A 13,574-nucleotide genomic window follows, 5' to 3' on the forward strand; every position below is an offset into this window, starting at 1 on the left:
CTTATAAATAGATATCAGCGCTTTATTCTCAATAGCATATCACCAAAAGACAGCGATATGCAGTTACCGCTTATTCATCGAACCAAGATTCCCGAGCTTTCATGATGAGTTTTCCTGCAGTTTCAGAGTCTAATCCTTCGATATCTTCTAGATCGAAGACGGCTTGTTCTGCCAAGTCATCAATAGTAATGATGTCTTTTTGCGCCATTTTATAAGCCCAACTGACTGTCATACCTTCAAGCTCTTGAAGCTCTTGACTTGGCTCTTTCATGTTCTGTTGTTTGACCAGTTCATCAGCGATGACAACTTCTTTAGCGCGCTCTTGAATCATATCAATCGCTTCATCGTCTAGACCTTCGATATCATAGAAAGTCTCAACTGGTACATAGGCAACTTCTTCGATACTGGTAAAACCAATATCAACCAATGCCTGTGCTAAATCTTTATCTACTTCTAGGCGCTCATAGAATAATTCAATAAACGCTTTTGATTCGTTTTGTTGACGTTGCTGATACTCTTCTTCGAGCATCATATTAAGCTTATAGCCTGTCAACTCAGACGCTAGACGTACGTTTTGACCTTGTGAGCCAATAGCACGCGCCAATTGATCATTGGTGCTAAAGATAATATCTGCTGTTTGTGTATCTTCATCTAAAATGATACTGCTTACGTCAGCAGGCTCTAGAGAGCTGATGATGAACTGGGCCGGATCATCTGACCATACCACGACATCAATACGCTCACCGTCTAACTCTTGCTGTACTGCTTGGATACGCGTACCACGCATACCAATACAGGCACCAACTGGGTCAATACGATGATCGTTAGTCTTCACGGCTATTTTAGCACGGGTGCCTGGCAAACGAGCGACGTTACGAATTTCGATAATTTGTTCTGCAATCTCAGGCACTTCTTTTTGCATCAATGCTGATAGCATTTCAGGATGCGTGCGAGATAACAGTAACTGTGCACCGCGGTTTTCACGGTTTACATGGTACAAGATAGCGTTGATACGTGATTTTGCACGGAGTTGTTCGCGTGGCAACATTTGATCACGTGACAAATAACCTTCGGCATTGTCACCCAAATCTATGATATAGCCATCACGAGTCTGTTTTTTGACTTCGCCATACATCATCTCACCAACACGTGGCTCGAAAGCATCTGCAACTAGTGCACGCTCAGCTTCACGAATCTTTTGGATGATAACCTGTTTGGCTTGAGTAGCAGCAATACGACCAAATTCGATTGACTCAATTTGCTCTTCTTTAATATCACCAATTGACCATTCTTCCTGATCAAGATCGGTGATAGCAAGCTGACAAGCTGGCATTTCATGGTCTTCATCTGCAACCACTGTCCAGTAACGATAAGTATCGTAATCGCCAGTTGCACGGTCGATCGCTACCCGTACAGCCACTTCTGGCTGCTCGGTATATACTTTCTTCTTAGTCGATACCACTAAAGCGTCTTCAATTGCTTCAAAGATATCTTCAGGATTTAAGCCCTTTTCATTACTGACAGTTTCTACTACCGTTAAGATTTCACGACTCATGCTATACCTGTCCTATCATTTTTTAATTGACTTAAATTTTATAATTTGGGTGCTGCTATTATATAGTTACTATAAGCCACGTAAGCTATTGAAGATAAAACTGTCTATCTATAAACAGTTACCCTAGTAAAAATCTAGGCATCTTCATAAATCAAATTGGCTTTATCAATATTACTTAATGCAATCTCAAACTGCTCGCCATCACTTGACGTCAGTTTTAAAGAGTTTTCATCAATACTATCTAAAGTACCTGTGGCTTTACGACGTTTTTGATCGCCTGTACCGATAGCTTGAATCAGACGCAAGCTCACAGTTTGACCAACATACGCATGCATTTGCTCATCTGAGAAAAACGCACGATCAAAACCAGGTGAAGATACTTCTAAGATGTACTCACCAGCGATAGGATCATGAACTTCTAAGATACCGCTTACTTGGTGGTTTACTGCCGCGCAGTCTTCAATCGTTACTTGTTTATCTTGGGCTTGCTCTTCCGGCAATGCCTCAATATAGATACGTAGTAAAGAGCGACGACCTTGTGGCGCAAACTCGATACCCCATAGCGACACATCACAAGCGGCCACGGCAGGGGCAATAATATTAGTCAGTTCTGCAACTTTAGTCGAAAGCTTCATAATCTCTTTGTATTTTCCTATTCACTTATCTATCGTACTTAGTAAACCGTATTAAAGATTGACTCTTATCTATATAGCAATCTTATGATGATAAGAATCACGGTCAGTATATAATTTTAAATCACAAATATATGATACATATTGTGCATTTATATAGGGACGAGCGTAAAAAACATCAAGCTCGGCCAAACAATGCTTTTATTATTTATAAAGCACTACTATCGATAAAAGTATGAGGAATAAAAGATAGTGTTGCTTAAGAAGCATCGTGCCGGTAGCGGCCGATGATGACCAGTGACGAGTAATATCGTACTCTATAGACTTAGAGCTTAGCATAAGTAGGATAGATACCGCGATAACACTGACCTTCAGATACAAAAAAACCCACAAACATAATGGTGGGCTAATCGGTACTGACAAATTTAGTGTACAAAACATCAGTATAAAAAGTGGTAGCGGGGGCTGGATTTGAACCAACGACCTTCGGGTTATGAGCCCGACGAGCTACCAGACTGCTCCACCCCGCATCAATCTAGAACGCATATTATAGGGAGGTTTCGTAGAAGTGTCAATACTTTTTTAAATTAATTATAAAATAAGTATTATCTGCTAAAAATCCAACCTGACGCTATGCTGCGTCTGTAAAACTTGGTGCGATTGGGGGGACTTGAACCCCCACAGCTTTCGCCACCACCCCCTCAAGATGGCGTGTCTACCATTCCACCACAATCGCATTGTACTGCTCTGCTTCTATCATCCAGTCTATAATCAATGATGCTTAAGGTAGGCACCTATAGAACAGGAGTTGCGAAAACAGGAAAGCATTGTAAATCTAACCTACCAAAATAGCAAGCGCTGCCTACTTAAAAGAGGCTTACTCAGGATTTTGAGTCAATGGACGCGGCGTTTGCGGTGCTGAAACTGGCGCATCTAAACGAAACTGATCTTCTGCTTGCTTACGCGCATGAACAGCAAGCGTCATACTAGTAATAAAAAATATGACCGTTAGTACTGCCGTAGCACGCGTCAAGAAATTAGCAGTACCTGCTGCGCCAAACACGGTACCTGATGAACCGGCACCAAAAGAAGCTCCAGCGTCTGCCCCTTTACCATGCTGTATCAGAATCAAGCCGATCATGGCAATGGCCACAATAATATGCAGGGCTAATATAAACGTAAACATGGTGGCCTCTTTTGCCGCGTAATGACGACTGATAACGGAAAATAAAACGTAAGGTTAATAGAATGACAATCGGCATGATCAAATGCCAAATCGACTATATAAATAAGGCGCATTGTACACGATTGCAAGGGCAGTGTTAAACCTACTTTTACCAACCGATAAAACCATACTCTCTATAAGCTATGATCTTGATATCTGAGCGTTATTTATTCATTTAAGCATTAGCTTGGTTGAAGGCGTCGGCAATCGCTAGAAAGCTCTCTGCTTTTAACGAAGCGCCGCCCACTAACGCGCCATCAATCATAGCGTCAGAAGCAAAGCTATTGGCATTATCAGCATTAACACTACCGCCATACAATACGGTAATCGTATCTGTTATATCAGCAAAGCTTGCAATCGTCTGCTTGATATACTGATGAGTTTTACTCACTTCTGCCACAGTAGGCACTTTACCTGTACCAATTGCCCATACAGGTTCGTAAGCGACGAGCAGCTTTTCAGATAACGATGATGCCAAATCTGGCTGCTGAGTCAGTAAATCCTTAATAACCGAGAGTTGCTCATTGATAACGTCGAGTGTTTGACCATTGTCATACTGCTCTTGCGTTTCGCCGATGCAAAACACTACGCCTAAGTTCTGAGAAAAAGCATGAGACAATTTACTTATCAGGCAATCATGAGACTCTTGGTGATATTGACGACGCTCAGAGTGGCCAAGTAGCGTCCAAGTAGCACCTGCATCTGCTACCTGCTGTGCTGAGCAGTCACCCGTATAGGCTCCTGTACTTGCACTATAAGTACTAACGTCCTGTGCGGCACAGAGTATTGAGCTATCTGCTAGACGCGTACTCACTGTACTTAAATGAACACAACTTGGCGCTACCATTAATTTACAGCGATTTTTTGACGCCTGCAAGTTAGCTTGTTCTTCAGTATTAACTTTAGTCAATAAGTCGTCCAATAGTGCATTGACAGCACTGTTAGTCGCAGGATTCTGTTTCCAATTGCCAATTACCCAAGCTTGCATACTTATTTACCTTGTTTCATGTATTCATGCCAATTCGGCTAATATGCGCGTCAGTATAACAAATAATTCGTAAGTGCTATAGTAGCGTGCCACCATGAGCATAATCACTACTGCAAACTTATCTACAGACAATGTATCAATAGACCATTATTTTTACGAGCTAGTCGTCTAATGGTATATATAATTTTTTCAAACTAAAGTAAAGTTCTATACTACAGAGTTGATGAAATACAGAGTTTATAAAATCAAATATTATTGCTGGTTCTATATATAGATATGCAGTCAGATAAGATAAACAAAGCAATATAGTTCAAGCGATTTATCGACTAGCAACGACAAGTATATAGCGTGCAATATAAAGCAGTTCTACAGAATATTTTGTATCAAAGGAGAGGTTACAATGTCTATCGCAACCAGTAAGTATGGTGGTCTAGCGCAGCAACTTATTAGCGACGGTGTCGTTAGCGAAGCGAATATGAAGACGGCACAGACTGAGTCGCAACAGCAGCAAATAGGACTGGTACCTTATCTGGTAGACAATAAATTGGCCGATGCTTATCAACTTGCCCAAATGCTATCCCAAGCTTTCGGCGACCCTCTATTTGATCTTGATGCATTAAACATTGATGTTATTCCAAAAGACTTGGTGGATGAAAAAATCGTTCGCAAGTTTAATGCATTACCACTCTTTAAACGAGGACAACGACTGTTTGTCGCGCTGAGTGATCCCACACGCGTTGATGCTATTGATGCAATAGCCTTTAACTCTCGACTGTCGATAGAAACCATTGTTGTCGAAGAAAATAAGCTCAAAAAGCGTATAGAAAGTGCATATGCAGATACGATGCAAAGCTTTGATAGCTTCTCTGATAGTGATTTAAATGTTGGCTTTGAAGACGGTGATGAAGATAAAGAGGATGGCGAAACTCAGCTGAACGACGGCGTCGATGAAGCACCTGTCGTAAAATTCGTCAATAAAATGCTAGTCGATGCTATCCGTATGGGTGCTTCTGATTTACATTTCGAGCCATACGAAAAATCTTTCAGAGTACGATTTCGTGTCGATGGCGTCATGCAAAAAATGGCCAATCCACCGGTTCAACTTGCGAATAAAATTGCAGCACGCTTAAAGGTCATGTCTCAGATGGATATCTCAGAACGTCGGGTACCACAAGATGGGCGTATTAAACTAAAAATTTCTAAAAATAAAGCGATTGATTTCCGGGTAAACTCATTACCGACGTTATTCGGTGAAAAGCTTGTTTTGCGTATCCTTGACCCATCATCAGCCATGCTAGGTATTGATGCATTGGGCTATGAACCAGATCAGCAGGAAATGTTTTTAGAAGCATTACACAAACCACAAGGCATGTTGCTTATCACTGGCCCTACTGGTTCTGGTAAGACTGTCTCCCTTTACACTGGTATCAATATCTTGAATACTGGCGCAACCAATATCTCAACAGCTGAAGATCCAGTCGAAATTAACCTTGAAGGGATTAACCAAGTCAATGTCAATGCCAAAGTTGGTCTGACGTTTGCCAATGCGCTCAAGTCTTTTTTACGTCAAGATCCTGATATTGTCATGGTCGGTGAGATTCGTGACCTTGAGACTGCTGAGATTGCTATTAAAGCGGCGCAGACAGGTCATATGGTTCTTTCTACCTTGCATACCAACTCGGCACCTGAAACATTAACGCGTCTACGCAATATGGGCGTCGCCTCCTTCAACATTGCCACATCAGTCAACCTAGTTATTGCCCAACGATTGGCACGACGTCTTTGTAAGAACTGTAAAAAACCTATTAGCATACCGCGTCAGAGCTTATTAGAGATTGGTTTTACTGATACTGATCTAGACAACACTGATAATGTTATTTATGAACCAGTCGGCTGTAATGAATGCCGTGAAGGTTATAAAGGTCGTGTGGGCATCTATGAAGTTATGAAAGTCAGCCCTGATATTTCACGCATTATTATGGAAGATGGTAATGCAATAGATATTAAAGACGCTGCCATTAAAAATGGTTTCCGCGATTTGCGTCGTTCTGGGATTTTAAAAGTGTTGCAAGGTGTCACAAGTATTCAAGAAATGATGCGGGTGACTTCTGAATAATAAATAAAAACGTAGAATGTATCTGCTATTTCTTGGCGATTTAACTTGTAGTTGTTAAGCAATTTATAAACTAGCAACATTTTCTATCGTATATCTTTAAAAATAAAACAGATATACACTGGTTTTTTACGCTAAAATAAAGTATGCCTGACTGGTATCTTAAGTCTGGTATTCTATTGTAAATTTACAATATATATTGGACTATTTTGAGGGTAGTAATATGGCAAAAGCTAAGACTGATATGTTGTTAGATTTTGTTTACGACGGTGTGAATCGACGCGGACAGAAAGTTAAAGGCGAAACTACCAGTCGTAGTTTAGAGCTGGCAAAAGCGACCCTACGTAAACAAGGTATCACAGTTAAAGGGATTAAGAAAAAACCAAAACCACTTTATACCTTTAAAAAAGCCATTAAAGCCATTGATATTGCCATTTTCGCTCGGCAATTAGCAACAATGATGAAAGCAGGCGTGCCATTAACACAATCTTTCGAAATTGTCGCCGACTCCCTCGACAACCCGAGTATGAAAGACTTAGTACTGCAAATAAAAGCGGATATCGAGGCGGGTGGTACGTTTGCTTCTGCGTTGCGCAAACACCCCCGCTACTTTGACGACTTATTTTGCTCACTTGTTGAATCTGGTGAACAATCAGGTGCACTTGAGACGATGCTTGAACGAGTCGCTACTTACAAAGAAAAGAGTGAGCTTCTAAAAGCAAAAATCAAAAAGGCGATGAAGTACCCTATTGCTGTTATCGTAGTTGCTATCATTGTCACTATAATTTTGCTCGTAAAGGTAGTACCTGTATTCTCTGGATTATTTGAATCATTTGGAGCGGAATTACCTGCTTTTACTCAGATGGTAGTCGCGATGTCTGAATGGATGCAGGCATGGTGGTTTATTTTGATTATTGTCATTGGTGGATCAATTATTAGCTTCACTGAGGCTAAAAAGCGCTCTAAAAAGTTCCGTGACTTTTTGGATCGGGCTACGCTAAAGGCTCCGATATTTGGAAATATTGCTTATCAGGCAATTATTGCTCGTTTCGCTCGTACGCTATCTACAACTTTTGCTGCTGGTGTGCCGCTTATCGATGCCTTAGATTCTACTGCTGGTGCGACCAATAATGTTGTTTTTTACAACGCCACTCAGCAAATTAAGAGTGATGTATCTACTGGTCAGCAATTACAGTTCTCTATACGATCTACCAATTTGTTCCCAAGTTTAGCTATTCAAATGGTTGGCATTGGCGAAGAGTCTGGTAGCTTAGAAGAAATGCTAGACAAAGTCGCTGTCTACTATGAGAATGAAGTTGATAACGCTGTTGATGGTCTAACTAGCTTGATGGAGCCACTCATTATGTCGGTATTGGGTGTATTAATTGGTGGCCTAGTCATTGCAATGTACTTGCCAATCTTCCAAATGGGCGCAGTAGTAGGATAATGATTTGATGCAATTTATACAGTTACTACAAGAAAATATCGCCTTAGCTTTGTTCGTATTTGGCCTATTAGGTCTTTGTGTTGGCAGTTTTTTAAATGTTGTGATTCATCGCATACCGCTGATGATGGTCTATGGTTGGAGACAAGAGTGTAGCCAATTTATGTCTGAACAGGCAGATATGCCACGCGAGCATACGCTACCCATAGCAAATATTGCCGCTACTGACCAACCAATTACTTTAAGTCGACCTGCCTCACGCTGTCCTCATTGCGCACATAAAATTAAGTGGTATGAAAATATCCCTTTAATAAGCTGGCTATTACTACGCGGACGCTGTTCAAGCTGCAAAGCGGCTATCGGTCTGCGTTATCCTCTCGTTGAGCTAGTAACTGCCATCCTATCCGTATTAGTAATATATAAGTTTGGGGTAAGTACTACAGGCTTGTCCGCATTGGTTTTAGTATGGACACTGGTTGCTCTAACAGGTATCGACTTTGACACACAGTTACTACCTGATCGTCTAACTTTTCCTTTGGCAGGCTTAGGGTTGGCGGTAAACTCACAAAGCTGGTTCGTCTCACCAACACAGTCGATATGGGGATTACTACTTGGGTTTTTATCGCTATGGATAGTAGTCAAAGTGTTTTATTTAATCACTAAGAAACATGGAATGGGTCAAGGGGATTTTAAACTATTGGCAGTATTAGGTGCTTGGCTTGGACCTATGATGTTACCTTTGATTATTCTACTATCATCTTTACTCGGCTCTATCGCTGGATTAATCTTGATGAAAAAACAGGGTGAAAGCCGACCTTTTGCTTTCGGCCCTTATATCGCTATTGCAGGTATTGTTGCCTTATTATACGGCTCAGATATCGTCAGTTGGTATCTTGGTATGTATGTCTAATAATAACTGATAGCGTACACTAGATTATTGTAGGAAATTTTCGGCAGTGACTTATGAACGAAGCCTTAAAAGGCCAATTGTGAGTTTATAGCTGCATTCATTGTTCTATCTGTCAGATAAGCCATTATTATGTCAAAAAATACATCACACTCTTATTCACACCAACCACAAACTACGCAACCAAAAAATAAGAAGCTTGTGGTTGGTTTGACGGGTGGTATCGGTAGTGGCAAATCTGCCGCTAGTGCTTGGTTTGCTGAGCAAGGCATCGATATTATTGATGCAGACGTAATCGCCCATGAGACTGTCGCTAAAGGTAGCGTCACCCTGCAGAAAATTCAGAAAAAATTTGGTGATTGGATATTGACGGATGATGGTGTCATGGATAGGGCTGCTGTACGTACACACGTATTTGCAAATCCTGAAGCGTTGATTGAGCTTGAAGCCATCACTCATCCAGCGATACGTGAGACAGCAAAAGCACAGCTAGATGCTAGTACTTCACCGTATATAATCTTGTCTGCGCCCCTACTTATAGAGGCGGCAGAAGCAGGACTGGCCAATTTATGTCAACGTATTTTAGTCATGGATGCCACCGAAGATACGCAGCTTGCGCGTGCCAGTCAGCGTGATGATCAAAGCATACAAAAGATTAAGGCCATTATGACCAATCAGCTGAGTCGTGAAGAGCGTAATCGTCATGCAGACAATGTCATACTCAATGAGAGCGACCTTGCCTCTCTATATCTACAACTAGAACCTTTACATCAAGAGTATCTTACGCTTGCCCAGCAGCTAAAGTTCGCTGGCGATTAACCTCATACAATGCCATGCCAGTAGCAACACTCACATTTAGGCTTTGTAGATTACCATGCTCGTTTCCTGACATTGGAATATAAACCAACTCATCACAGCTCTCCATTGTCAGGCGACGCATACCCTCTCCTTCTGAACCCATAATGATAGCAGTCTTTCCAGTTAGGTCAGCGGCATGTATTGGCTTAGCCTCTTCACTAAGTGCCGTACCAAATACGAAAACGCCTGCATTTTTGATTTGCGACAACGTGCGTGCCAAGTTCGTAACGCTGACGATCGGCATCATCTCTGCTGCGCCAACCGATACTTTAGCGACTGTTGGCGTTAGACTCGCTGCATGGTGTTTTGGACAAACCACTGCATCCACACCCATCGCCACGGCGGTACGTAGGCAGGCGCCAAAGTTATGTGCATCAGTAATTTGATCTAGTACCAATAATAAGCACTGTTCACGGCCAATAATAGTATCAAGCAAACCTTCATCAGCGAAACCTAACGGACGAGCATTGAGCACCACGCCTTGATGCTGCGGACTGCCACATAATTGCGTTAGCTTGTCTTTTTGGGTTGGTTGAATGCTAATGCCGTTTGCTTCCGCTTCGGCCATGATAGCTTGTACATGACTGTCACTCTCGCGCCCTTGCTGCACAAACAAGCTAAGGCCATCAAGAGGACGATGTTCAAGTAATGCATCAATGGCATGAATGCCGTAAAAATAAATGGGTTTTGCCATAATAGGCCTACTAAATATAAAGTGGATATCGCATTAGGCGACGGGATAAAAGAGGATAACGTCGGCTTTAAATGTCATAGCTCATTGATGATAAGAGAACAGTAAACCAAACGTCAAAAAAGAAATAAACAATACCAATCCGATATTGTTTATTTTCTCGAAACATTAATGTGTGATAGAACAGGCGCTAGAATAATAAAGCTCAAGCGCCCTATTAATAATATCAGCCCTCTAGATGACAGACATATTGAACAATCTCTTCAGTACGTAGGTTAAAACCGCTATTGCCTTCAACGACAAATGATTGACCTGCACGGTAGTAGCTGAATTCATCGTCACCATTGATCTTCACTTCACACTCACCACTGGTGATTTCGATACGCTCAGAAGTGTTGGTGCTAAAGTGATAATGCTCAACCAAGTTGTCACAAGGTAAGATAACGCCTAGCGTTTTATGGCGACCATCCTCAAACATAATGGTATGGCTTGAGCAGCGACCATCATAGGATACTGTCGCTTGGGCATTAACTGTTACGTTAGTAAATTGCGCCGCTGTCATAGTGGCTTCCTTATCAAATAATTATGGCAAAACTAAAAAATAAGTAACGGGTTAAAGTACTGACAGAGTTGCACTGGGCTTCAAATACGTGACCAGTAAGCAAATATGCCTGCTTTAGGCACCTTATCCCTCTATAGTAGATATCTGCGCGCTAAAGGTAGCCACAGGTTCCATGAAAACGCTTTTGAATAATGATAGAGTGGCATGTTTTTTACCACTATACGCCTACAATTTTACAAAATTATGACTTGTTATTAGGTTGCATAGCGCATCAAACTCATAAGAAGAGTTTATCATTATGTGAGATTATGCTACCACATTATATCTATAAAGTTTGTTAAAGCGGCTAGGAAAATTCTATTTGATGACAAGTAACCATTCACTCATTTAATATTTATTTGGTGTTTTTCTAGGCAGATGCTAGGCCACTAACTTAGATATATTTTTATCATTATTAGTCAAAATACTTTTTCGCATACTTTGCTTATCTTTAGATGTTAAATGACCCTAATGATTAATATTATAGGTATTATGTCGATGATTTATTGTCAGTTTTTAATAGTTTTATGGTAATCTCCCAATAATAAATTCTGTTATACCTCGTCTTAAAGTTTGTATTTACGCACATTTAACACCATACTATTTGCCTATAATATTTATCTAATTAGCAAGTTTAAATAGATATTTTCAATTCCTTATTTATCCTATTTATAGATGGCTTCCTAAGATTTATATGATGTCCATTGTCTGTCCTGAGAGGCGTTGATGCTAGTATCGTTAACTTTACATCAGTTTGCGTTGATTGCTCAGCATGAGCTGAGCGTGGCTGAAGGTTTTAATGTCATCACTGGTGAAACAGGTGCTGGCAAGTCGTTATTGCTAGATGCACTATCACTGTGTGTCGGTGAGCGAGCAGACAGTGCAATGGTCAGGCATGGCGCCGCGCATGCAGATATCTACGCTCAATTCGATGTAGAAAATAACAGTGTCGTCGCTGACTGGTTTGCCAAAAATGATCGACCGCTAGAAGAACCTGAAGTACTTATTCGTCGACAATTAAGCAATACTGGCCGCTCAAAAGCATGGCTAAATGGTTCACCGGTTAGCTTAGCTGAGCTAAAGAGTTTAGGTGCTTTACTGGTCAATATACATAGCCAACATGCTCAGCAAGCATTGCTCAAGCCGCAATTTGTGGTGCAATGGCTCGATGAGATGGCACAGATAACACCGCTAGCCATCCAAACTGCCAGTAGCTATCAAGCTTATCAACAGCTAAAACGTCGCGCGGATGACATCGCAAGTCGTGAAGCCCAGCGTCAAGATCGTATTCAGTTGTTGCAGAGCCAATTAGCAGATATTGCGCCGTTATTGGCTGTGGATTACGTAGAAGTTGAATCTGAACACGAAGAGCTCTCCAATATTGAAGCCTTGATGCAAGAGGCCAGTCATGGTCTGCATTTGCTCGACAATGATACTGATGAACCAGACGTCATGACCTTGCTCGGACAAGCGATTAAACTCTGTGACAATCAAGTAAGCGTCAGTCAAACGTTTGAACAAGCTTCTGAGCAGCTCCATCTAGCACAGCAGCAAATCACTGAGGTGACTGCTCTGCTATCAGATTATGCCGAACAGCAGCTACCTGATCCTGAACGCTTGCAAACACTAGACAATTTAATCAGCTTAGGACATCGTTTGTCACGTAAGCATAGCTTGCCAGCGAGTGATTTAATTGATGAGGCAAAAGGTTGGGAAGCGCAATTAGAGCAGCTAGAGAACGAGCCAAGTAGTGATGCAATGGCAGCGCAAATTGAGCAGGCTTGGCAAGACTATCTCGCTCTGGCGACACAGTTAAATAAAGAGCGCACAAAAGCTGCCCCGGTAATTAGTAAGCAACTCATCAAACAACTACAACCGCTTGCGCTACCCAATGCTCGCTGTGAATTTGTCTTTATCAAAAAATCTGAACCTAGTCATTACAATGCCCAAGGTTGTTTCGATATTGATTTATTATTCAGCGCTAATGTCGGTATGCCAATGCAGCCCCTACATAAAATCGCCTCAGGTGGTGAACTGTCACGTATGGCGCTCGTGATGCAAGTCTTACAAGCGACCAATGCTGATAATAATGCCGCCAAGCCTATGTTGGTATTTGATGAGGTCGATGTCGGTATCAGTGGCGGTACTGCGCAAGTGGTTGGCGAACTGTTACGCTCACTTGGCCAAACACAGCAATTGTTAGCTATCACACACCAAGCACAAGTCGCGGCACAAGCACATCAACATATCTTGGTACAAAAGCATCATCAAGAACAGACCGAAAGCGAGCTACTCATACTGACCGACAGTGCACAAGTAGACGAGCTGGCGCGTATGTCTGGTGGTGTCATTATCACCGATGTCACGCGCGATCATGCCCGCAGCTTATTATCCGATGTTAAATAACGCTCTATCTGACCTATCTAACGTTAAATAATCATTCGTTTTCATTAAAACGAATGGTTAGATGAGTCTGTATGATGGTCAGCAGCAATTGATGCGAATCTTGCTTTTCTGTTGATTATCACCATATAGTGGTCTTTCACCCTTATTATTAGGT

11 protein-coding genes and 2 tRNA genes are annotated in these 13,574 nt (G+C 41.6%); 5 read left to right on the plus strand and 8 right to left on the minus strand.

Annotated elements, in window-relative coordinates; genetic code table 11:
* Positions 1 to 70: 70 nt before the first annotated feature.
* The 6 genes from nusA to tpiA all read right to left on the minus strand — a co-directional run bounded on the left by nusA (position 71) and on the right by tpiA (position 4,400).
* The gene (gene nusA / locus ACTXGF_RS26840) at positions 71 to 1,555 is read right to left on the minus strand and encodes a transcription termination factor NusA (RefSeq protein WP_443533125.1); all 1,485 of its coding nucleotides are present in this window, start codon (positions 1,553 to 1,555) and stop codon (positions 71 to 73) included.
* Positions 1,556 to 1,689: 134 nt separating this feature from the next.
* Positions 1,690 to 2,190 carry a ribosome maturation factor RimP gene (gene rimP / locus ACTXGF_RS26845; RefSeq protein WP_057757748.1) on the minus strand — a complete coding sequence of 167 codons (501 nt, stop codon included), beginning with the start codon at positions 2,188 to 2,190 and terminating at the stop codon, positions 1,690 to 1,692.
* Positions 2,191 to 2,640: 450 nt separating this feature from the next.
* Positions 2,641 to 2,717, minus strand: a tRNA-Met gene (locus ACTXGF_RS26850).
* A 122-nt stretch (positions 2,718 to 2,839) separates the two neighbouring features.
* Positions 2,840 to 2,923, minus strand: a tRNA-Leu gene (locus tag ACTXGF_RS26855).
* Between the two features lie 141 nt (positions 2,924 to 3,064).
* Positions 3,065 to 3,373: a preprotein translocase subunit SecG gene (gene secG / locus ACTXGF_RS26860; RefSeq protein ID WP_021814138.1), complete on the minus strand. Its 309-nt coding sequence runs from the start codon at positions 3,371 to 3,373 to the stop codon at positions 3,065 to 3,067.
* Between the two features lie 214 nt (positions 3,374 to 3,587).
* The gene (gene tpiA / locus ACTXGF_RS26865) at positions 3,588 to 4,400 is read right to left on the minus strand and encodes a triose-phosphate isomerase (RefSeq protein WP_443533123.1); all 813 of its coding nucleotides are present in this window, start codon (positions 4,398 to 4,400) and stop codon (positions 3,588 to 3,590) included.
* A gap of 400 nt (positions 4,401 to 4,800) precedes the next feature.
* Here tpiA and pilB point away from each other — a divergent pair, with 400 nt between their 5' ends.
* The 4 genes from pilB to coaE all read left to right on the plus strand — a co-directional run bounded on the left by pilB (position 4,801) and on the right by coaE (position 9,683).
* Entirely contained in the window at positions 4,801 to 6,516 is a 1,716-nt protein-coding gene (gene pilB, locus ACTXGF_RS26870; RefSeq protein WP_443533121.1) for a type IV-A pilus assembly ATPase PilB, read from the plus strand.
* Positions 6,517 to 6,736: 220 nt separating this feature from the next.
* Positions 6,737 to 7,960, plus strand: coding sequence for a type II secretion system F family protein (locus ACTXGF_RS26875; protein ID WP_134292256.1), 1,224 nt, complete (start codon positions 6,737 to 6,739; stop codon positions 7,958 to 7,960).
* A gap of 7 nt (positions 7,961 to 7,967) precedes the next feature.
* Complete coding sequence (locus ACTXGF_RS26880) at positions 7,968 to 8,867, plus strand: prepilin peptidase (RefSeq protein WP_443533599.1); 900 nt, start codon at positions 7,968 to 7,970, stop codon at positions 8,865 to 8,867.
* Positions 8,868 to 8,996: 129 nt separating this feature from the next.
* Positions 8,997 to 9,683 (plus strand): dephospho-CoA kinase, encoded by a 687-nt coding sequence (gene coaE / locus ACTXGF_RS26885; RefSeq protein WP_379543487.1) that lies wholly within the window; start codon positions 8,997 to 8,999, stop codon positions 9,681 to 9,683.
* Here the strand turns inward: coaE and rlmB are convergent.
* Positions 9,646 to 10,416, minus strand: a complete 771-nt coding sequence (rlmB, locus tag ACTXGF_RS26890; RefSeq protein ID WP_102078746.1) for a 23S rRNA (guanosine(2251)-2'-O)-methyltransferase RlmB — start codon at positions 10,414 to 10,416, stop codon at positions 9,646 to 9,648. The genes coaE and rlmB overlap by 38 nt on opposite strands.
* A gap of 223 nt (positions 10,417 to 10,639) precedes the next feature.
* On the minus strand, positions 10,640 to 10,975 hold the full coding sequence (ppnP, locus tag ACTXGF_RS26895; RefSeq protein WP_057757729.1) for a pyrimidine/purine nucleoside phosphorylase: 336 nt from the start codon (positions 10,973 to 10,975) through the stop codon (positions 10,640 to 10,642).
* Between the two features lie 765 nt (positions 10,976 to 11,740).
* On the opposite strand from ppnP, the gene recN reads away from it, so the two are divergent.
* A complete protein-coding gene (recN, locus tag ACTXGF_RS26900) occupies positions 11,741 to 13,420 on the plus strand; it encodes a DNA repair protein RecN (protein ID WP_443533118.1) in 1,680 nt (559 codons plus the stop codon).
* Positions 13,421 to 13,574: the final 154 nt, after the last annotated feature.

This window comes from Psychrobacter sp. 1Y6, assembly GCF_052258385.2.
In the GTDB taxonomy this organism is placed as follows: Bacteria; Pseudomonadota; Gammaproteobacteria; order Pseudomonadales; family Moraxellaceae; genus Psychrobacter.

Coding starts and splice junctions, on each gene's coding strand:
- nusA (WP_443533125.1), bottom strand. CDS start 1,555: ATGAGTCGTGAAATCTTAACGGTAGTAGAAACTGTCAGTAATGAAAAG.
- rimP (WP_057757748.1), bottom strand. CDS start 2,190: ATGAAGCTTTCGACTAAAGTTGCAGAACTGACTAATATTATTGCCCCT.
- secG (WP_021814138.1), bottom strand. CDS start 3,373: ATGTTTACGTTTATATTAGCCCTGCATATTATTGTGGCCATTGCCATG.
- tpiA (WP_443533123.1), bottom strand. CDS start 4,400: ATGCAAGCTTGGGTAATTGGCAATTGGAAACAGAATCCTGCGACTAAC.
- pilB (WP_443533121.1), top strand. CDS start 4,801: ATGTCTATCGCAACCAGTAAGTATGGTGGTCTAGCGCAGCAACTTATT.
- ACTXGF_RS26875 (WP_134292256.1), top strand. CDS start 6,737: ATGGCAAAAGCTAAGACTGATATGTTGTTAGATTTTGTTTACGACGGT.
- ACTXGF_RS26880 (WP_443533599.1), top strand. CDS start 7,968: ATGCAATTTATACAGTTACTACAAGAAAATATCGCCTTAGCTTTGTTC.
- coaE (WP_379543487.1), top strand. CDS start 8,997: ATGTCAAAAAATACATCACACTCTTATTCACACCAACCACAAACTACG.
- rlmB (WP_102078746.1), bottom strand. CDS start 10,416: ATGGCAAAACCCATTTATTTTTACGGCATTCATGCCATTGATGCATTA.
- ppnP (WP_057757729.1), bottom strand. CDS start 10,975: ATGACAGCGGCGCAATTTACTAACGTAACAGTTAATGCCCAAGCGACA.
- recN (WP_443533118.1), top strand. CDS start 11,741: ATGCTAGTATCGTTAACTTTACATCAGTTTGCGTTGATTGCTCAGCAT.